Below are 19568 nucleotides of genomic sequence, written 5' to 3' on the forward strand. Positions count from 1 at the left end.
TAACCCTGCGGTTCCTGCAGGATCGTCGTAAGTTCACAGTCTTGAACGTTGATTTTCGAGGCTTGGTTCCGCCGCAACCACCCGGAGGCGAACGCCCGCAGCAGATGTGGAAGCTGCCGGCCGTGCGACGACGGGATTGAAGCGGTTGCCTCTCCCGGCGCTCTATAGGCTATTCTCCCTCGAGGTGGCCGCTCCGACTGCCTCAGGATTTGGGCAAGCGGCTACTCGGCGTCGGCTGACGACCCCCGAGCGTTTTACCCGGCTCGGCACCTCGAAGGCTGAGTGAAGGGGAAAGAAAACCCCCGCTCCCGTTAGGGAGCGAGGGCTTGGGTGAGGTGTGAAGATGACTCAAATTCGATTGAGTCGATATTATTCGCCGATCTCGCCGGTGACCCAGTAGTTGACGCGCTCTTCGTGCGTCTCGATGTACTCGGCCACGGCCTCCTCATAAGAGGTCTCCTGGGCCTTGAACATCACCGTTTCCAGCTCCTCCAGCGGGATATACATCCGTGCGAGGAACGCGGCGGCTTCCGGATGGTCGTTGTAGAAGCCTTTGCGAGCCAGGGCGTCGATATGCTCGACCCCGGCCAGGACACCCTTCGGATCCTCGAGATAGCGGAGCTCGTAGGCGCTGAACATCCAGTGCGGATTCCAGGCGGTCACCACGACCCACTCGTCGCGCTGGACCGCGCGGTCCAGCTCCGCCGTCATGCCGGCGCCGCTCGACGACACGAGTTGATAGTCGTCGAGGCCGTACTCCTCGACCGCCTCATTCGAGAGGCGCATCAGCCCGGCGCCCGGATCGATGCCGACGATCCTGTTGCCGAGCTTTTCGGCGACCTCTTCCTTCTGCAGGTCCTCGATCGAGCTGAGCTGATCCTTGGGGATGTAGTTCGGGATCGCCCAGCCGAGCCGGGCGCCCGTATAGAGCGGCCCCAGATCGATGACCTCACCAGCGAACTTCTCCATGTAGTCCTGATGGGTCTGGGGCAGCCACGCCATCATCATCAGGTCGATATCGCCGCTCGCGACGCCGCTGTACTGGATGGCGACGTCGGCCAGGGTGAGCTCGACGTCATAGCCGAGCCGCTCCTCGAGAATCTTCGCGGCCATCTTCGTCACCGCCTCGGCATCGGACCAGGCGGTCCAGCCGATATTGATGGATTTGTCGTCCTGAGCGTTGGCCGGCGTGCCGGCCGACCCGGCCAGCAAGCCGCCGATCAGCGCCGTGCCGAGTGCGAGGTTCTTGACGGCGTCAAGCATCTCTTTCTTCCCTCCTGGTCTGTTGGTGAGCCCCGCTTTTGCCGTGAGGACGGGGCGTCGATCGTCCCGTTTCAGCGAGCGCCGCGTCGCACGGCCGGCGACGGCTCCCGGGAACTCGATTTTGCTTCGTCGCCGGTGTTGGCAGTCTGCCGCCGGGGTCCGAAGAAGTTGCGAAGCGCGGCGAACAGGCTGCTCCGCTGGCCGAAGCTCTGGGTGATCCGGTCGAGGATGATCGCCAGGATCACGACGCCGAGCCCACCTTCGAAGCCGAGACCGACATTCAACCGCTGAATGCCCGTCAAGACCGTATTGCCGAGGCCGCCCGCGCCGATCATCGAGGCGATCACCACCATCGACAGCGCCAGCATGATGGTCTGGTTGACGCCGGCCATGATCGACGGCATGGCGAGCGGCAACTGGACCTTGAAGAGCAACTGCCTGTCCGTGCAGCCGAACGCAAGGCCCGCTTCGACATTCTCGACGCTGACCTGGCGAATGCCGAGATTGGTCAGGCGCACCACCGGCGGCATCGCGAATACCAGGGTCGCGATCGTGCCGGGAACCTTGCCGAGGCCGAAGAACATGACGGCCGGAATCAGATAGACGAAGGGCGGCATCGTCTGCATGAAATCGAGAACCGGGCGTACCGCGGTGGCAACCATGTCGTTCTTGGCCATTGCGATACCGAGCGGTATGCCGAGGAGCAGGGCCACGAAGCTCGCCGACAGCACCAGGGCCAATGTCGAGATCGACGCCTCCCACAGGCCCATGCCGACGATCAGGACAAGCGCAATGGCGGTGAACAGCGCAAACCGCCAGCCGACCCGCCAGAGCCCGATGCCGACGAGAATCAGGGCCAGCAACCAGATGGGGAGGGCCAGAAGACCGTCCTCGACGGTTTCGGCGACAAGGCCGACGGCGCCCGAGATGGCGTCGAAGAACGGGCCGAAATTGTCGACCATGAACTCGACCGCCGCGCTGACCCATTCTCCGATATGGATTTCAAAGTCCATCGCTCAGTTCACCTTGTCCAGAGCCTGAAGAAGGGCGGTCTTCGAGATCGAGCCGATATAGCGCCCCTGATCGTCAATCACTGGCACCGGCCACTGGCTTCCGGCAACCCGACCAAGGACGTCCGACAGGTTCATATCCTGCGGAATCGGTTCAATCTCCGCTACGAAGGCGTTCCGGTAGCTTGGTTCCTCCTCGGCCTGGATCTGCTGGATCAGGGAGTCGACCGTAACGACGCCTTGAAATTTGCGGTCGCCGCCGATCACGATGCCGATATCCCGGTCGTGCTCGCGCAGCATCTCCAGTGCCGCGCGCACGCCGAGGCCGGGCCGTTCGATCACCGTCACCTGCTCCCGGCGGGCGATATCGCCGGCGGTGAACACTTGGCTGACATCCACGCCGCGGAAGAACGAGCGAACATAATCATTGGCCGGCTGCCGGACGATCTCTTCCGGCGTGCCGATCTGCACAACCTCGCCGCCCTGCATGATGGCGATGCGACTGCCGATCCGCATCGCCTCATCCAGATCGTGGGTGATGAAGACGACTGTCCGGGCATGCTCCTGCTGCAGCCGCAACAGCTCGTCCTGCATCTCCGTTCGGATCAGGGGGTCGAGGGCGGAGAACGCCTCATCCATCAGCAGGATCGAGGGGTCGGTGGCCAGGGCTCGGGCCAGCCCCACGCGCTGCTTCATGCCGCCCGACAATTCGTCAGGATAGCTGGCGGCATAGGGCTTGAGGCCGACGGCGTCGAGCGCATCGAGCGCCCGGTCCTGCCGCTTGGCGCGATCGACGCCGGCGACTTCCAAGCCGAAGGCGGCATTCTCGAGCACGGTCTGGTGCGGCATTAAGGCGAAGGACTGAAACACCATGCCGATATCCCGCCGGCGCACCGCGATCAGCTCGCGCTTCGACATTCGGGTGATATCGCGTCCGTCGATCAGGACTTCTCCGGAGGTCGGGTCGATCAGCCGGTTGAGCATGCGCACCAGCGTCGATTTGCCGGAGCCGGACAGGCCCATCACGACGAAGACTTCCCCCTCTTCGACGCTGAAGCTCGCATCCTGTACACCGACGGTCTGGCCGGTTTTCCGGAAGATCTCGTCCTTGCCCTCGCCGCGACGCAGCATCTGCATCGCCGCCTCCGACTTGGAACCGAAGATCTTGTACAGGTTCTTAACGACGATCTTTTCGGTCAATCTCGCTCCCTTTGGATGCTCCCTCGCGACTGGCGCGCGGCCAAGACCAAACCGCACTGTTCCATCGGGGAAAAGGTCGCGCTACTCCCCTAACAGCGCGATTTACTCAAAGTTCCGCTGGCTACAGACGGGACGGATGGAGAACATCCGGCCGGGCAGTTGGCGCCAGGCCAGTCAATGAACAACCCGGCGAACCCTATCAGCCGTAGGATTGGCCGGTCAATGATCGGCGAGCAACTGCTTGAGAAGGCGGCCTTACGCCGCTGCTCTTCAATCAGTTTGTGCCGATGACGCGGGATGATGGGGACGTTCGCCGTGAAAGGACCAGCCTTCAATATGGGGCGGACGCGGGATCTTGGGGGAATGGTCGGAGTGAGAGGATTCGAACCTCCGGCCCCTGCGTCCCGAACACAGTGCTCTACCAGGCTGAGCTACACTCCGACAGCGGCGCCTTATAGCGCCAACCCCAACAGGCTGCAAGGGGCGCCTGCAACGAAATAAGTAGCCCCGTGGGCCGGCTCAAGAATCAGTAAGCCCGCTCGATGCAGAAATCGATCACGTCGAGCAGCGCGCGTTTCTCGGAACTCTCCGGGAACAGGCCGAGCGCGTCCCGCGCGATGGCGCCATAGTGGCTGGCGCGGGCGACCGTGTCGCGCAGGGCGTCATGCCGCTCCATCAGCTCGATGCCGTGCACGAGGTCGGCCTCCTGCTGGTCGAGGGTTTCGAGGGCGCGCCGCCAGAAGGTTCGCTCCGGCTCGTCGCCCCGCCGGAAGGCGAGGATCACCGGCAGAGTGATTTTCCCTTCCCGGAAGTCGTCGCCGATGGTCTTGCCGAGTTCCGCCTGCTTGGCCGAGTAGTCCAGAACGTCGTCGATGAGCTGAAAGGCAATGCCGAGATTGAGGCCATAGCTCTCAAGGGCTTCCTCCTCAGCCTTCGGACGGTCCGCGACGACCGCGCCGATGCGGCAGGCGGCCGCGAACAGGGCCGCCGTCTTGCGCCGGATCACGTCGAGATAGGCTTGCTCGCTGGCCTCGGTATCGTTGCTGGTCACGAGCTGGAGCACCTCGCCCTCGGCGATGACCGCGGAGGCGTTCGAGAGAATCTCCAGCACCTTCAGGGACCCGTCCCCGACCATGACCTGGAAGGCGCGGCTGAACAGAAAGTCGCCGACGAGCACGCTCGCCTTGTTGCCCCAGACCGAGTTGGCGGTGGCGAGGCCCCGGCGCAGGTTGCTGTCGTCCACGACATCGTCATGCAGCAATGTGGCGGTGTGAATGAACTCGACGCAGCTCGCCAGGGCGACATGCCGGTGTCCCTGATAACCGCAGAGCCGTGCCGCGGCGAGGGTCAGCATCGGGCGCAGCCGCTTGCCGCCCGCGGCGACGATATGGCCGGCGAGCTGCGGGATCAGCGCCACCGGACTCTGCATGTTCTGGATGATGAGGTCGTTGACGGCCCTCAGGTCGTCGCCGACCAGATGGCCGATCGCATCCAGCGACGGCTTGCGCGGCTTGCCCCGCTCCTCTCCCAGATTGACGACGACGGCCACCGATGCTCCCAATTCTGCTCGCTTGACGCACTTCTTAACAGCGGCGAGCATAGTTGGAACAATTTCCGGGTCAAGCCTGCGCGCTGTCCAGGGAATGCTGCCAAGGGCCCTGCCAAGGGGGCCTGGGGGCGGAGCACCGAAGCCCGGCTAGGCTCGCCGACATTTGGCGGGGACGTGAAAGATTGAAGGAATTACTGCGAACAAACGATCCGATTCGGCTGTCCTGGCTGATTGCCCTGCTGGCCGGCGAAGGCATTGAAGCCACCGTCCTCGACATGCACACGAGCATCGTCGAAGGCAGTATCGGCGCCATTCCCCGCCGCCTGATGGTGCGCGCGGCGGATGCCGCGCGGGCGCAACGGGTGCTTGCCGATGCAGGCGAGGCGGTGGACGGTGACTGAGGATGGGCAGTCGGGCGAGAGGCGGGCGGGCGAGGCGGCGGCGGGCGCGATCAGCGCCGACGCGCTTCTCGACGGGAACATCCGGCTGCTGCAGCCGCAAGCCGGCTATCGAGCCGCGATCGATCCGGTTTTCCTGGCCGCAGCCGTGCCGGCCGGCCCGGGGGACATGGTACTCGATGTTGGGGCCGGCGTCGGCGCCGTATCGCTTTGCCTCGCCTGGCGCGAACGCGGCTGCCGGGTCCGCGGTATCGAGCCACAGCGCGACCTCGCGCGGCTGGCGGCCCGCAACGTCGAGTTGAACGGATTCGTCGGCCGGGTCGAGATCATGATCGGTGATCTTCTGCGGGCGCCGCCGCGGCTCGCGCCCGGATCCTTCGATCATGTGATGGCGAACCCGCCCTACCTGCCGGCACGTGAAGGGTCGGCGCCGGTCAACCCAGGCCGGGCGACGGCGCAGTTCGAGGGCGATGCCGGCCTGACGGACTGGATGCGCTTCTGCTTCTCGATGGTTCGGCCGAAAGGGAGCGTGACCTTCGTCTACCGGGCCGATCGCATCGACCTCCTGCTGAGCGAGCTTCGGACGCGCGCCGGAGAAATCGTCGTGTTCCCGCTCTGGCCGGGCGGCAGCAAGCCCGCCGGGCGGATTCTCGTGCGGGCGCGCAAGGGCGTTGCCGCCCCGACCCGGCTGGCGGCCGGCCTCGTGCTGCACGAGGCCGACGGCCGTTACACGGAGGCGGCCGATGCGGTGCTGCGGCGAGGCGCGGGGCTGATCCTGTGACGACGCAACGTCGGATCAGTCCTGACTGGCACCCGTCCTGATTGGCACCAGCCCTCCGAACGCCTATCTTGAACGCCATGACAGAACGATCCTTTCTCGCCAAGCTCCCGTTGCCGTTCCTCCGTCGCCATATTCCCGTCGTCACCGTCGTCCGCCTCGCCGGGGTCATTGGGACGATGGGTCCGTTGCGCGGCGGATTGACGCTGGCCGGTGTCGCCGGCGCGCTGGAACGCGCGTTTAAGTCCAGCAACCTGAAGGCGGTTGCGCTGGCCGTCAATTCGCCGGGCGGCTCGCCCGTCCAGTCGGCGCTGATCGCCCGACGCATTCGGGCGCTCGCGGCGGAGAAGGGCGTGCCGGTCTTCGTCTTCGCCGAGGACGTCGCGGCTTCCGGCGGCTATTGGCTGGCCTGCGCCGGGGACGAGATTTATGCCGAGGAGGCGTCGATCGTCGGTTCGATTGGGGTCGTCAGCAGCGGGTTCGGATTCCCGGAGCTGTTGAAGCGGCTCGGCATCGAGCGCCGCGTCCACACCGCCGGCGAGCGGAAGGGCATGCTCGATCCGTTCCGCGACGAGGAGCCCGAGGACGTCGCCCGGCTGAAGGCTCTGCAGCAGGACATCTACGAAAGCTTCAAGACGCAGGTTCGAAGTCGCCGCGGCGAGCGCCTGAAGGCAGAGGACGAGGTTCTTTTCAACGGCGATATTTGGACCGGAAAACGCGCTCTCGAGCTCGGCCTCATCGACGGGATCGGTGATCTCCGCTCGGTGATGCGGGCGCGTTTCGGCGACAAGGTGAAGCTGAAGGCGGTCGGTGTCGAACGTGGCTGGCTGATGCGCCGGCTGCGCGTGTCGGCGCCGCCGCACGCCGCCGACTGGATCCAAGAGGGGGTCGCCGCGCTCGAAGAGCGGGCCTTATGGGCGCGGTACGGGCTGTAGCAGCCCACCAACCTGTCCGGCCGCAAGCCTGTCCTACCAATAGGGCCGGCGGCCGTAATAACCGTAGAGCCGATTCTCGTAATCGCGGTGGATGCCAGCCTCCGGATCATATTCCGGGCTGTTTCGAACCTGCTCCTGGGTGAGGTCGAGATCGACCCTGCGCTCGCTCCAATCGACCCGAAGCACCCAGTCCGGCGATATGAGGACCCGCTTGCCGGGCAACCAGTTCCGGGTGTCGGCGACGAGATACCGAATCGACCAGCCGTTCTCGTCGATCAGAAAATCCTCGATATGGCCAATCTCGCCGTCCCGGGCACCAATATAATAGCCGCCCACCTCCTGCGCGCTGCGGAGATGGGGGTTGCCGTGCTCGGCCTCCTCCTCGGCGCGCTCCTCCAGTTCCGCCCGGGCACCGGTGGCGGGGAAGGCACCGCGGCCGCCGTCATAGGGCGGTATGGCGTCGGCGGCCGGCATCATCCAGTAGTTGGGCCAGCCATAATAGCCGTGCAGTGTTGTTTCCTGTTGGCGGCTGACCGGTTTGTCCGTATCGATATCAGGACTGTTTCGGACCTGATCCTGGGTCAGGGAAATGGGAAATTCGCGCCGCTCCGGATCGGGTTTGTCAAGGACCGAGGGGATGAGCAGCACGCGTCGGCCGAACAGCCATTTGCCGGTATCGACGACGAGATAGCGAACTGTCCACTCGGAGTCGTCGAAGAGCATATCCTTCACGTCGCCGAGAGTGCCATCGGTGGCGCGCAGGGCATAATCGCGCAGGTGCTCATAGCTCCACAACATTGTTCGCTCCATTCCAGCTCTCACCTTGATCTCCCTGTTAAACACCGATCGCCAGCCCGTCGTTCCGCGTGGTTCAGCCGGCAGGGAGGCCAGCGGGGGAGGCCGCGCTTGACCAGCTCGGCGACCACCCGCTAAATGGTTGGATGTTCACGTTTCCCAGCCTGACGAAAATCCTCGTCCTGGCCACCATCCTGCTGGCGGTCTGGTTCGGCTTTCGGCTCCTCGGCCAACTCGACCGGGCGCGCAAGGAGGAGGCTCGCCTGAACCAGGGCGGCGGCCGCCGACGGTGGGCGGCCCGGGGCGCCGGAAAGGCGAAATCGGCCGATATCCAGGACATGATGAAATGCTCGGCTTGCGGCGCCTACGTGCCGTCGGCCGGAGCCACTGCCTGCGGACGGACCGATTGCCCTTATTAACTATCCGCAGGCGGCACGCGGTCCAATCTTGCGCTTGCTAGATCCTCGGGGGCGCCGCTAAGTTGCGCTGCACCATAATCGCTTCCGACCGATGATCGAGTGACGTCTGATATGGCATCCGCCGACCCCGAAACCTGTTTCCAGGCGCTGATCCTGAAGCTGCAAAGCTATTGGGCGGCGCAGGGCTGCGTCGTGCTGCAGCCCTATGATCTGGAGGTCGGGGCGGGCACCTTTCATCCGGCGACGACCCTGCGGGCCCTGGGGCCGCAGCGGTGGAGCGCCGCCTATGTCCAGCCGTCCCGCCGGCCGCAGGACGGGCGCTATGGCGACAACCCGAACCGGCTGCAGCATTACTATCAGTTCCAGGTGATCCTGAAGCCGTCGCCGCCGGACAGCCAGGCGCTTTACCTCGGCAGCCTGAAGGCGCTCGGCATCGATCCGCTGGCCCACGACATCCGCTTCGTCGAGGATGACTGGGAGAGCCCGACGCTGGGCGCCTGGGGGCTCGGCTGGGAGGTCTGGTGCGACGGCATGGAGGTGACGCAGTTCACCTATTTCCAGCAGGTTGGCGGCATCGAGTGCGACCCCGTCTCGGTCGAGCTGACCTATGGCCTGGAGCGGCTGGCGATGTATGTGCAGGGGGTCGACAATGTCTACGAACTCGACTGGAACGGGGTTGCCGGCGCCGGCAATGTCCGTTATGGCGACGTCTTCCTGCAGGCCGAGCGGGAGTTCTCGACCTTCAATTTCGAGCGCGCCGACACCGATCAGCTGTTCAAGCGGTTCGCCGAGGTGGAGCGCGAGTGCCAGGCCTTGCTCGACGGCGACCGGCCGCTTCCTCTTCCGGCCTACGACCAGTGCATGAAGGCGAGCCACATCTTCAATCTGCTGGATGCGCGCGGCGTCATCTCGGTGACCGAGCGGCAGGCCTATATCGGCCGCGTGCGGACACTTGCCAAGGGCTGCTGCGAGGCGTGGCTCGCGACGCAGGTCGGGCAGGGGTGAGTCATGGGTGAGCTTCTGCTCGAGCTGTTCTCGGAGGAGATCCCGGCGCGCATGCAAGGTCGCGCCGCCGAGGATCTTAAGCGGCTCGTCACGGAACGACTCGCCCGGGCCTGCCTGACCTTCGACGCCGCCGAATCCTATGTGACGCCGCGCCGCCTGACGCTGGTGGTGGATGGCCTGCCAGCGGGCCAGCCCGACGTTACCGAGGAGAAGAAGGGCCCGCGCGTCGGCGCGCCGGAGCAGGCCGTCCAGGGCTTCCTGAAGAGCGCCGGCCTCGCGAGCCTGGATCAATGCGAGCAGCGGGACACCGGCAAGGGCGTGTTCTGGTTCGCCGTCGCGCAGCGGAAGGGGCAGGCCACGGCGGCGGTGCTGCCGGGGTTGATCACCGAGGCCGTGATGGCGCTGCCCTGGCCGAAATCGATGCGCTGGGCGGGGCACGCGATTCGCTGGGTGCGACCGCTCCACGGCATCGTCGCGATGCTCGACGGCATGGTGCTGGACGGCCACCTGCCGCTCGGTGGCGGCCAAGCCATCACGTTCGGGACCGCAACCTGCGGCCATCGCTTCCTCCATCCGGAGGCGATCTCCGTCACGGGCTTTGCCGACTACCGGACGAAGCTGTACGACGCCAAGGTGATGCTCGATCCAGCCGACCGGCGCGCGGCGGTTCGTGCCCAGTCGGACTCGCTGGCCGCGGCCGAGGGCCTGACGATCCGGCCGGACGAGGCGCTGCTCGAGGAAGTGACGGGGCTCGTCGAATGGCCGGTGGTCCTGATGGGGCAGATCGACCGCGGCTTCATGGAACTGCCGCCGGAGGTGTTGATCACCTCAATGCGGGCGCATCAGAAATATTTCTCGCTGCTCGACAAAGTGGGCGGCCTCGCGCCGCGCTTCCTGGTGGTCTCGAACATGGAGACGGCCGACCGCGGCCAGACGATCGTCGCCGGCAACGAGCGGGTCCTGAGGGCCCGTCTGTCGGACGCGAAGTTCTTCTGGGACCAGGATCGCAAGACGAAGCTGGAAGCGCGGGTGCCGGCGCTCAACGACATCGTCTTCCATGCGAAGCTGGGCACGGTCGCCGACAAGGTGCGGCGCGTGCAGGAGTTGGCGGCGGCGCTGGCGCCGTCCGTCCCGGGCGCCGATCCGGACCGGGTGCGGCGGGCGGCGCTGCTCGCCAAGGCGGACCTGACGACGGGCGTGGTCGGCGAGTTCCCCGAGCTTCAGGGCGTCATGGGCCGGTACTATGCGCTGGGCGAAGGCGAAGAGTCGGCGGTCGCCGATGCCATCGCCGAGCATTACGCGCCGCTTGGCCCAAACGACCGCTGTCCGACCGCGCCGCTCAGCGTGGCCGTGGCGCTGGCCGACAAGATCGACACGCTCGTCGGCTTCTTCGGCATCGATGAAAAGCCGACCGGCTCCAAAGATCCCTATGCGCTCCGCCGCGCCGCGCTTGGCGTAATTCGCCTGATCATCGAAAATAAACTGCGGTTGCCGCTCGGTCCTATTTTCGCCGAGGCAGGTCGTCTGCTGACGGAACAAAAATCCGCGATCGGCGATTATTTTAAGCCGGACGAACTGATGGAGTTTTTCGCCGATCGGCTCAAAGTGGCGCTCAAGGAGCAGGGCGTGCGACATGACCTGGTTTCTGCGGTGTTCGCGCTCGGCGGCGAGGATGACTTGGTACGGCTGCTGGCGCGGGTGGACGCGCTCAAGGCCTTTCTCGAAAGCGACGACGGGGCGAACCTGCTCACGGCCTACAAGCGCGCCGGGAACATCGTCCGCATCGAGGAGAAGAAGGACAAGACGCGCTATGACGGCGGGATCAACCGGACGCTGCTGCGCGCGCCTGAGGAGCAGGCCCTGGCCGCAGGCCTGGCCGAGGCGGGCGAGGCCAGCCGCCGGTCGCTCGCGGCGGAGGATTTTACGGGCGCAATGGCGGCCCTGTCGCGGTTGCGCCGGCCGATCGACACTTTTTTCGACGAGGTCACGGTGAACAGTGACGAGGTCGATCTGCGCGCCAACCGGCTTCGGCTGCTGTCGCAGATTCGGGCGACGCTCGGGGGCGTCGCCGACTTCTCAAAAATCGAGGGATAGAGGACGTCATGAGCCAGTGGGTGTACGGATTCGGCGACGGCCGCGCCGAGGGGCGCGCCGAGATGAGGAACTTGCTCGGCGGCAAGGGCGCCAATCTGGCGGAGATGAGCAATCTCGGCCTCCCGGTGCCGCCCGGATTCACCATCACGACCGAGGTCTGCACCTACTATTACGCGAACGGCAAGACCTATCCCGCCGAACTGGAAGACCAGGTCGCGAAGGCCTTCGCCATCATCGAGAAAGCGGTAGGCGCCCGCTTCGGCGACGCGAAGAACCCGCTGCTGGTCTCGGTGCGGTCGGGCGCGCGGGTGTCGATGCCGGGCATGATGGATACGGTCCTGAATCTCGGCCTCAACGACGAGACTGCCGCCGGCCTCGCCGCGCAGTCCGGCGATCCGCGCTTCACCTATGACAGCTATCGCCGGTTCATCCAGATGTACGGCAATGTCGTCCTCGGCGTCGACCATCATCATTTCGAAGAGTTGCTGGAGCTTCACAAGGAAGACCGCGGCGTCACGCTCGACACCGAGCTGGGCGCCGAGGACTGGAAGGCTCTGGTCGGGGCCTACAAGGCCAAGGTCGAGGAGGAGCGGGGCGAGCCCTTCCCGCAGGACCCGATGGTTCAGCTCTGGGGTGCGATCAGCGCCGTGTTCGGAAGCTGGCACACGCCGCGCGCCGTGACTTATCGCCGCCTCCATCGCATCCCCGAGGATTGGGGCACGGCGGTAAACGTCCAGGCGATGGTGTTCGGCAATATGGGTGACGACTGCGCGACCGGTGTGGCGTTCACGCGCAATCCCTCGACCGGAGAGGACGAGTTCTATGGCGAGTTCCTGGTCAATGCCCAGGGCGAGGACGTCGTCGCCGGCATCCGCACGCCACAGCATCTGACGGTCAAGGGCAAGACGGCGAACCGGTCGACGCTGCCGGCGATGGAAGAGGTGATGCCCGGCGTCTTCGCCGAGCTGGAGCGGGTGCGCGAGAAGCTCGAGGCGCATTATCGCGACATGCAGGACATCGAGTTCACGGTCCAGAAGGGCAAGCTCTGGATGCTGCAGACGCGCAGCGGCAAGCGCACGGCGGCTGCGGCGCTGCGGATCGCGGTCGATATGGAGCAGAAGAAGCTGATCGACCGGCGGCAAGCCGTCGCCCGCATCGATCCCGCGTCGCTCGACCAGTTGCTGCACCCGATGCTGGATCCCAAGGCGAAGCGCAACGTGATCGCTCGCGGCCTGCCGGCCTCGCCGGGTGCGGCGGCCGGCCGGGCGGTGTTCAGCGCCGATGAGGCGGAGGATCGCGCGGCGAAGGGCGAGACGGTGATCCTGGTGCGGGTCGAGACCAGCCCGGAAGACATCCATGGCATGCATGCCGCGGCGGGCATCCTGACGACGCGTGGCGGCATGACCAGCCATGCGGCGGTGGTCGCGCGCGGCATGGGCCGCCCCTGTGTGGCCGGCGCCGGCGATCTGCGAATCGATGCGAAGGCCCGCACCATGAAGGTCCGAGACGTCGTCGTCCGCGATGGCGAGATGATCACGATCGACGGCGGGACCGGCGAGGTGATCCTCGGCGAAGTGCCGACGATCCAGCCGGAGATGTCCGGCGACTTCGCGACGCTGATGGGCTGGGCGGACGAAATCCGCCGGCTGGGCATCCGGGCCAACGCCGATACGCCGACCGACGCGCGGACCGCCCGGCGGTTCGGCGCCGAGGGCATCGGGCTGTGCCGGACCGAGCATATGTTCTTCGACGGCGACCGCATCATCGCCATGCGCGAGATGATCATCGCGGAGAACACGGCCGGCCGGCGCGCCGCGCTCGACAAGATCCTGCCGATGCAGCGTGAAGATTTCATCGAGCTCTTCCGCATCATGAAAGGGCTGCCGGTGACGATCCGGCTGCTCGACCCGCCGCTGCACGAATTCCTCCCGCATACCACCGCGGAGATGGAGGAGGTGGCGAAGGCCGCTGGCGTCGATCTCGATACCGTCCGGCACCGTGCGGCCATGTTGAAGGAGCAGAACCCGATGCTGGGGCATCGCGGCTGCCGACTCGGCATAAGCTATCCCGAGATTTCCGAGATGCAGGCCCGCGCCATCTTCGAGGCCGCCGCGGCGGTGCAGAAGGAGACCGGGGAGACGGTCGAGCCCGAGGTGATGGTCCCGTTGATCGCGGTGCCGCGTGAGTTCGATATCCTGAAGGAGTTGATCGATCGCGTGGCCGGCGAGGTGAAGGCGGCGACGGGGGTCGAGGTGTCCTATCTCGTCGGCACGATGATCGAGCTGCCGCGCGCCGTGCTGTGCGCGGCCGAGATCGCCAAGACCGCCGAGTTCTTCAGCTACGGGACCAACGACCTGACCCAGACCACCTACGGCCTCAGCCGCGACGACGCGGCCAGCTTCCTGCAGACCTACGAGCGGCGCGGAATCCTGGCGCAGGACCCGTTCATCAGCATCGATGTCGAAGGCGTGGGCGAGCTGGTGCGCATCGGCACCGAACGCGGCCGCAGCACCCGGCCGGACATCAAGCTCGGCATCTGCGGCGAGCACGGCGGCGATCCGGCCTCGGTCCGGTTCTGCCACGAGGTCGGGCTCGACTACGTCTCCTGCTCGCCCTACCGGGTGCCGATCGCCAGGCTCGCGGCCGCGCAGGCGGCCTTGGCCGAGGCCGAGACGCAGGCGGAGCCGAGTCAGGTCTGAGCGCTTCTTCCTAAGAACGGCGATTCAGGCGCCGGCGAGTCGAGAGACCGCCGCCTCTCCTGCGCGCCTCGGTTGTAGGCTCGCCAGGTAAGAAACAGGTGTGGCAAACCACCGAGCACGACGATGCTGCGCCACAGCCAGCGTTCGGGGTCGGTCGGTTCCAGGCCGGCAACGGACGCGGTTTCGCAGGATTCCGCGTGACCGCCTTGCTTGACCTCAAAAACTGGCGACCGCTAAATGGCGACCATTCTCATTGACGGTCGGGAAAACGATGGATCTGGACTCCCTTCGGAGTGGCGGAAAACCAGCTCTGGCGGCCGCGCTGGCGGCGCTCGAGCGGCGGCCGGACGCGGCCGAGAATCTCGCGCTTCTCAACGCGGCCTATGCGGCGCCACAGGCGCATGTGATCGGCGTGACCGGGCCGCCGGGTGTGGGCAAGTCGACGCTCACCGGCGCGGTCATCGCCGCGTTGCGGGCGCAGGGGCGGAGCGTGGGGGTCATCGCTGTCGACCCGTCCTCGCGGCGGTCGGGCGGGGCGCTGCTCGGTGACCGGACGCGGCTCGCGACCGATCCGGAGGATGCCGGCATCTTCGTCCGCTCGATGGCGGCGCGCGACCGGCTGGGCGGACTGGCCGAGCTGACCGTCGCCGCAATGGTCGTGATGCGGGCCGTCTTCGACGTGGTGCTGATCGAGACGGTGGGCGTGGGGCAATCGGAGACGGACGTGGTCGAAGCAGTGGACACGGTCCTCTTCTGCGTTCAGCCCGGCGCCGGCGACAGCCTGCAGTTCATGAAGGCCGGCATCGTCGAGATCCCGCATGTGATCGCGGTGACGAAGGGCGATGTCGGCGCGGCGGCCCGCCGTGCTTGCGCAGACGTCCGGGGCGCGCTCAGCCTCGCCGATGCGGAGGGCGACGGCTGGTCCGTGCCGGTACTGACCGTCTCGGCCCTGCGCCGCGAGGGTATCGAGGAGTTGATCGAGGCGCTCGACAGCCACGGGCGCTGGCTGGAGCAGGAGGGGCGCCTCGCCGCCCAGCGGCAGGCGCAGGCCGCCTTCTGGCTCGCCGAGGCCGTGCGCGAGCGTTTCGGGCGCGAGGGGGTGAAGCGGGCAGGGACGTTGACGCTGGCGCCCGGCGACTCGCCATTCGCGCGGTTGGCGGCGATCAGCAGCGAACTGGCCCGCTGATTCTGAGTTACCGTCCGTAGATCTGGTCCAGCACGCGGGCCACCTCCACCAGCCGTTCCGCTGTGGGCGCGAATCGCTCCCCTCCGGCCAGGCGCGTCGCCCAGTCGGCTGCCGCGCGTCCGAACCACGCATCCGGCGGCGTTGCCAGCATCTCGCCTGCGGTGCCGTGGTAGCGCTCCGCGATGAAGTCATAGAAAGAGCCGTCGACGTTGCGGAGCGCCGCTCCGCCGTCCGTTCCGTAGAACGCGGCGGAGATCATGGCATCGCACCCAGCCTGGAGGCGCCAGGAGCAAGCGAGCCGCACCGTAGCCCCCGTCTCCAGCTCCATGGTGGCGACGGCGTAGTCCTCCACCCGGTCGGGGCGCTTGCCGAGCGGTTCACCACCTGCGAACAGCTTTCCGGAGACGCCGGAGACCGCCGGAAAATCGAGCGTCCACAGCGCGAGGTCTACCAGATGCACGCCCAAATCCATGACGCACCCGCCGCCGGAAAGCGCGGGGTCGTAGAACCAGCGCTTATCCGGTCCGTAGGCGTTATGGAAGACCAGGTCCACGGCATAGACGCGCCCGAGCTCTCCGGAGCGGACCACCTCACGGATCCGGCGCATCCCCTCCGTGAACCGGTAGGAGAGATCCACGCCCAGAAGCCGGTCCGCCGCGCGCGCCGCGTCCAGGACGGCGCGCACCTCTGCCGCCGTTCGCCCCAGCGGCTTCTGGCAGAAGACCGCCGCGCCGCGTTCCAGGGATTGAATGGACTGCTCCGCATGCATCGCGCTCGGCGTTGCGATCACCACTCCGTCCACGCCTGCGTCCAGAAGATCATCCAGCGTGGAGACCAGCTTGGCGTCCGGTGCCAGCCGCCCTGCCTCCGCGGCCATCTCCGGCGATGGGTCGGCAATGGCCGCGGCTTCGACCGCGCCCGTTTCCAGGATGGCCTTCATGCGGTGGCGGCCGATCCAGCCCACGCCCAGGAAGCCGAGGCGCGGGCGGGTCAGCGGCGCTTCGGGCGGCGTTTCCGCCAGGACCTGTGTCATCAGGGTGTTACCACAGCTTTGATGAACCCGTCCGGCTTGTCGCGCGTGGCGTCGAGCGCCTCGTCCAGACGATCCAGAGGGAAGCTGTGGGTATACAGGGCGCTAGGGTCGAGACGGCCGGATGCGACCGCGTCCACGGCCTCGCGGATGCCCTGGATGGAGACCCTGGGGTCGCGCTCATGGGCGTTGATCACGTCGAAACCGCGCCAGTTCCAGAGCTGCATATTGACCTGTCGCGGTCCGTCCTGGTGGTACCCGGCCACCACCATGCGTCCGCCTTCGCGGGTCAACTCCGCGGAGAGGTCGAGCGGCCACTGCTTCCCGACCGCCTCGATCACGCGGTCGCAGAAGACGCCGCCGGTCAACGCCTTCACCCGGTCGATGATCCCATTGTGATCATCCATCGGGATGGCTTCGGCGGCGCCCATTTCGCGGGCCACGTCCAGCGAGAAGGGACGCCGCGAGATTGCGATGACCCGCGCCCCGGCATCGGTCGCGAGTCGCGTCAGGATTGCGCCCAGGAAGCCGATCCCGACGATGGCGACGGTCTGCCCCGCCTCGATCTCGCTCCGGCGAAAAATGTTCATAGCGCAGCCGAGCGGCTCGCCCGGGAAAGGCTGGCTCGCGAGCGACTCCGGGAGCGCGACCACGGCGTCCGCATCGGCCAGGTCGTACTCCGCATAGCTATTGTAGGAGAGCGCCGCGACCCGGTCGCCTACAGAGAGCCCCTGGACATCGTCCCCGACGGCGTCCACCACACCCCAGCCCTCATGCCCAAGCGCGCCCGGCTCGGTGGGGAACTGCATCCACTCCGGCCCGGCCCAGGGAGTCAGATTGGAGGCGCATACCCCGCAGCCCTCCAGCCGAACGCGTACTTGCCCGGGTCCCGGCTCAGGGCGCCCGACCTCGTTCATCCGCAACTGCCCCGGTCCGGTCAGGACCGCGGCCCGCATCGTTCCCGTCACGGCGGGCGCTCCACTCATTCAGCCTTCCTCCACCAAAGCGTGTACCCGGTGGAAGAACGCCTCAAAGCGTGCTCTTGTTCATCGGAGCGCCGAAGATTGACGCATTTCCTGGCAGGATAGGGGCGGGTTTGAAACCCGCCCCTACAGCCTCAGGCGTTGTCCTTTGGCCGATAACGCTGCATTACCTGCTGGAGGCGGTCGAGCGGCAGGGCGTGGACGGTGCGGCCCTGGAATCCGGTCATCGTCTCGGCCGCGGTCATCGCATTGAGGATCGCCTCCTGCGTCGCCTCGGCGGCGGCGAGGAACAGCGGCGTCATCGAGTCGGGGGACAGGGTGCGGACCTCGCTGACGGGGGCATCGGGGCGAACGGCATTGCCGGTGGAGAAAGCGATGAAGATGTCGCCGCTGCCGTTCGCCCCGATGCCGCCGACCCAGGCGAGGCCGGTCGTCGCACGGCGCGCCAGCCGCTTGCACTGGATCGGAAGAAGCGGCGCGTCGGTCGCCAGGACCACGATGATAGAGCCGGCATCGCGGGGCGCACCCTTATGGGAGGGAACCTCGTCCGGGCCGATCTCCAGACCGACCGGAACGCCGTCGACCCGCAGCAGCTCACGGCTGCCGTAATTCGCCTGGACCAGTGCGCCGACGGTGTAGTCGGTTCCCGACAGGCTGGCGATTCGCGAGGCGGTGCCGATACCGCCCTTGAACTCGTGGCAGATCATGCCGGTGCCGCCGCCGACATTGCCTTCTGCAACCGGTCCGCCGACTGCGGAGTCGAGCGCTGCGAAGGCGAGATCCTGCGTCACGGGAAAGCTGTCGGCGTCGCTCAGCCAACCGTCATAGGTTTCGGCGACCACCGGCAGATGGAAAGCCTGGAACGCCTTTTCGCGGACGGCGTAAGCGCAGATCGCATCGCGCACGATGCCGACGGCATGGGTGTTGGTGATGCAGATCGGCGCGCCCAACAGGCCCTGCTCCTCGAGCCAGACCACCCCCGTCATCTCGCCATAGCCGTTGAAGCAATGGTAGCCGGCGAAGACGTAGTTTCGCCAGATGTCGGGGCCACCCGGCCAGATCGCGGTGACGCCGGTCCGTGCGACGGTCGGTTCGTCGCGGATCAGCGTCGCATGTCCGACGCGGACGCCGGCCACGTCGGTAATGGCGTTCAAGCTGCCGGTCGGCAGCCGGCCGATGGTGATGCCGAGGTCGCGGAGGCGGGCGCGCGTCATGGTGATCCTGCATCTGGAAGCGAAATGAAGACACGATAAGACTTCAGGGAGCGTCGAGGACGCAAGCGCCTGGATGGGCTAGAAGACCGCCCAGTCCGGCTTGCGCGGCGTCAGGCGGCTTTCGCCGGCGCGGAAGGCGCCGGGACTGGCGGCCTGATCGAGATATTCGAGGCGAAGCACCGCCAGGCCGATGCCATCGGCGCCGGACCGCATCTCGCCGGCCGCCTTTTCGTCGAACAGGATCGGTGTTCCCCAGTCCGGCGTCGGACCCTCGATCTCGACGGGCACCAAGCGCTTGCGGACGATCCCACGGTACTTGGTACGGGCGGTCAGCTCCTGGCCCATATAGCAGCCCTTCTCCCAGTCGACCCCATGCAACTCCTCGAAGCCGTTCTCCAGGAGGATGGCTTTCTCCACGGGAAGGTCGCGGCTGCCATCGGGGATGCCGAGAGAAAGGCGCAGCCGGTCGTAATGCTCGTCCGGCGCGGGCGTGAAGGCGGCGGCGGAAAGCCACTCGGCCGCGACCTCTCGCGGCAGGATGGCCCGCGCGCCGAGCTCGGCAAGGCGGGGATCGGTGAAGACGATTCCGCCGGCGCGCGCGACCGCATGGCCGGGCTCCGGCGGAAGGTCGAGCGTGGCCAGCGCCTCGGTGCCGAAGGACTGTGCCACCGAGAAATCGGCGGTCGCGTCGGTGACGCTCACCTTCGAACGGAGCTTGTAGATCGATAACCGCCGACGCAGATCCTCACGCCGCGCCGCCTCGCAATCGAGATAGAGCGCTTCGCCGACCTCGGCGATGAAGAAATCGTGGAGATACTTGCCCTGCGGCGTCAGGAGCGCGGCATAGACCGCACGCTCGGCCGAGACTTTGTTTACGTCGTTCGACACGAGGCCCTGGAGAAAGCTGCGGCGATCCTCGCCGGTCACGGCGATAACGCCGCGCTCCTCCGCCAACCGATAAGATTTCGCCGTCATCACCGCCGTTCCGTTCGCTGAGTCGAGACCTAGAG

At 66.5% G+C, this 19568-nt stretch carries 17 protein-coding genes and 1 tRNA gene; 8 read left to right on the forward strand and 10 right to left on the reverse strand.

Annotated features, from left to right (window positions below):
• Positions 1-369: 369 nt before the first annotated feature.
• From DT069_RS18440 to DT069_RS18460, 5 genes are all read right to left on the reverse strand, one after another.
• Positions 370-1263 carry a glycine betaine ABC transporter substrate-binding protein gene (locus tag DT069_RS18440; protein ID WP_119461804.1) on the reverse strand — a complete coding sequence of 298 codons (894 nt, stop codon included), beginning with the start codon at positions 1261-1263 and terminating at the stop codon, positions 370-372.
• 71 nt (positions 1264-1334) lie between these two features.
• Positions 1335-2276: an ABC transporter permease gene (locus DT069_RS18445; RefSeq protein WP_119461805.1), complete on the reverse strand. Its 942-nt coding sequence runs from the start codon at positions 2274-2276 to the stop codon at positions 1335-1337.
• Positions 2277-2279: 3 nt separating this feature from the next.
• Complete coding sequence (gene proV, locus DT069_RS18450) at positions 2280-3473, reverse strand: glycine betaine/L-proline ABC transporter ATP-binding protein ProV (protein ID WP_119461806.1); 1194 nt, start codon at positions 3471-3473, stop codon at positions 2280-2282.
• Between the two features lie 364 nt (positions 3474-3837).
• Positions 3838-3914 (reverse strand) — tRNA-Pro (locus DT069_RS18455).
• A gap of 85 nt (positions 3915-3999) precedes the next feature.
• On the reverse strand, positions 4000-5022 hold the full coding sequence (locus DT069_RS18460) for a polyprenyl synthetase family protein (protein ID WP_162913282.1): 1023 nt from the start codon (positions 5020-5022) through the stop codon (positions 4000-4002).
• A 182-nt stretch (positions 5023-5204) separates the two neighbouring features.
• Between DT069_RS18460 and DT069_RS18465 the strand changes: the two genes are divergently transcribed.
• From DT069_RS18465 to DT069_RS18475, 3 genes are all read left to right on the forward strand, one after another.
• Positions 5205-5423, forward strand: coding sequence for a putative signal transducing protein (locus tag DT069_RS18465; RefSeq protein WP_119461808.1), 219 nt, complete (start codon positions 5205-5207; stop codon positions 5421-5423).
• Complete coding sequence (locus DT069_RS18470; protein WP_425450364.1) at positions 5416-6201, forward strand: tRNA1(Val) (adenine(37)-N6)-methyltransferase; 786 nt, start codon at positions 5416-5418, stop codon at positions 6199-6201. The genes DT069_RS18465 and DT069_RS18470 overlap by 8 nt, the downstream gene beginning before the upstream one ends.
• Positions 6202-6278: 77 nt before the next feature.
• Positions 6279-7133, forward strand: a complete 855-nt coding sequence (locus DT069_RS18475; protein ID WP_119461810.1) for a S49 family peptidase — start codon at positions 6279-6281, stop codon at positions 7131-7133.
• Positions 7134-7166: 33 nt separating this feature from the next.
• On the opposite strand, the gene DT069_RS18480 is transcribed toward DT069_RS18475, so the two are convergent.
• Positions 7167-7931, reverse strand: coding sequence for a PRC-barrel domain-containing protein (locus DT069_RS18480; protein WP_119461811.1), 765 nt, complete (start codon positions 7929-7931; stop codon positions 7167-7169).
• A gap of 143 nt (positions 7932-8074) precedes the next feature.
• Here DT069_RS18480 and DT069_RS18485 point away from each other — a divergent pair, with 143 nt between their 5' ends.
• The 5 genes from DT069_RS18485 to meaB all read left to right on the forward strand — a co-directional run bounded on the left by DT069_RS18485 (position 8075) and on the right by meaB (position 15331).
• Positions 8075-8347, forward strand: coding sequence for a hypothetical protein (locus DT069_RS18485; protein ID WP_119461812.1), 273 nt, complete (start codon positions 8075-8077; stop codon positions 8345-8347).
• Positions 8348-8458: 111 nt separating this feature from the next.
• On the forward strand, positions 8459-9352 hold the full coding sequence (locus DT069_RS18490) for a glycine--tRNA ligase subunit alpha (RefSeq protein ID WP_119461813.1): 894 nt from the start codon (positions 8459-8461) through the stop codon (positions 9350-9352).
• 3 nt (positions 9353-9355) lie between these two features.
• Positions 9356-11446, forward strand: coding sequence for a glycine--tRNA ligase subunit beta (gene glyS, locus DT069_RS18495; protein WP_119461814.1), 2091 nt, complete (start codon positions 9356-9358; stop codon positions 11444-11446).
• Between the two features lie 8 nt (positions 11447-11454).
• Entirely contained in the window at positions 11455-14145 is a 2691-nt protein-coding gene (gene ppdK / locus DT069_RS18500; RefSeq protein ID WP_119461815.1) for a pyruvate, phosphate dikinase, read from the forward strand.
• Between the two features lie 271 nt (positions 14146-14416).
• Positions 14417-15331 carry a methylmalonyl Co-A mutase-associated GTPase MeaB gene (gene meaB / locus DT069_RS18505; protein ID WP_119461816.1) on the forward strand — a complete coding sequence of 305 codons (915 nt, stop codon included), beginning with the start codon at positions 14417-14419 and terminating at the stop codon, positions 15329-15331.
• 7 nt (positions 15332-15338) lie between these two features.
• Here meaB and DT069_RS18510 read toward each other — a convergent pair whose 3' ends face one another.
• The 4 genes from DT069_RS18510 to ygfZ form a co-directional block, all read right to left on the reverse strand.
• On the reverse strand, positions 15339-16364 hold the full coding sequence (locus tag DT069_RS18510) for a Gfo/Idh/MocA family protein (protein WP_119461817.1): 1026 nt from the start codon (positions 16362-16364) through the stop codon (positions 15339-15341).
• Positions 16364-17347 carry an MDR/zinc-dependent alcohol dehydrogenase-like family protein gene (locus tag DT069_RS18515; RefSeq protein ID WP_119461818.1) on the reverse strand — a complete coding sequence of 328 codons (984 nt, stop codon included), beginning with the start codon at positions 17345-17347 and terminating at the stop codon, positions 16364-16366. Before DT069_RS18515 ends, DT069_RS18510 begins: the two co-directional genes overlap by 1 nt.
• A 131-nt stretch (positions 17348-17478) precedes the next feature.
• Positions 17479-18558, reverse strand: a complete 1080-nt coding sequence (locus DT069_RS18520; protein WP_119461819.1) for a DmpA family aminopeptidase — start codon at positions 18556-18558, stop codon at positions 17479-17481.
• A gap of 78 nt (positions 18559-18636) precedes the next feature.
• Positions 18637-19533, reverse strand: coding sequence for a CAF17-like 4Fe-4S cluster assembly/insertion protein YgfZ (gene ygfZ, locus DT069_RS18525; protein ID WP_119461820.1), 897 nt, complete (start codon positions 19531-19533; stop codon positions 18637-18639).
• Positions 19534-19568: the final 35 nt, after the last annotated feature.

The organism is Virgifigura deserti (genome assembly GCA_003576685.1).
Taxonomy (GTDB): Bacteria; Pseudomonadota; Alphaproteobacteria; order Dongiales; family Dongiaceae; genus Virgifigura; species Virgifigura deserti.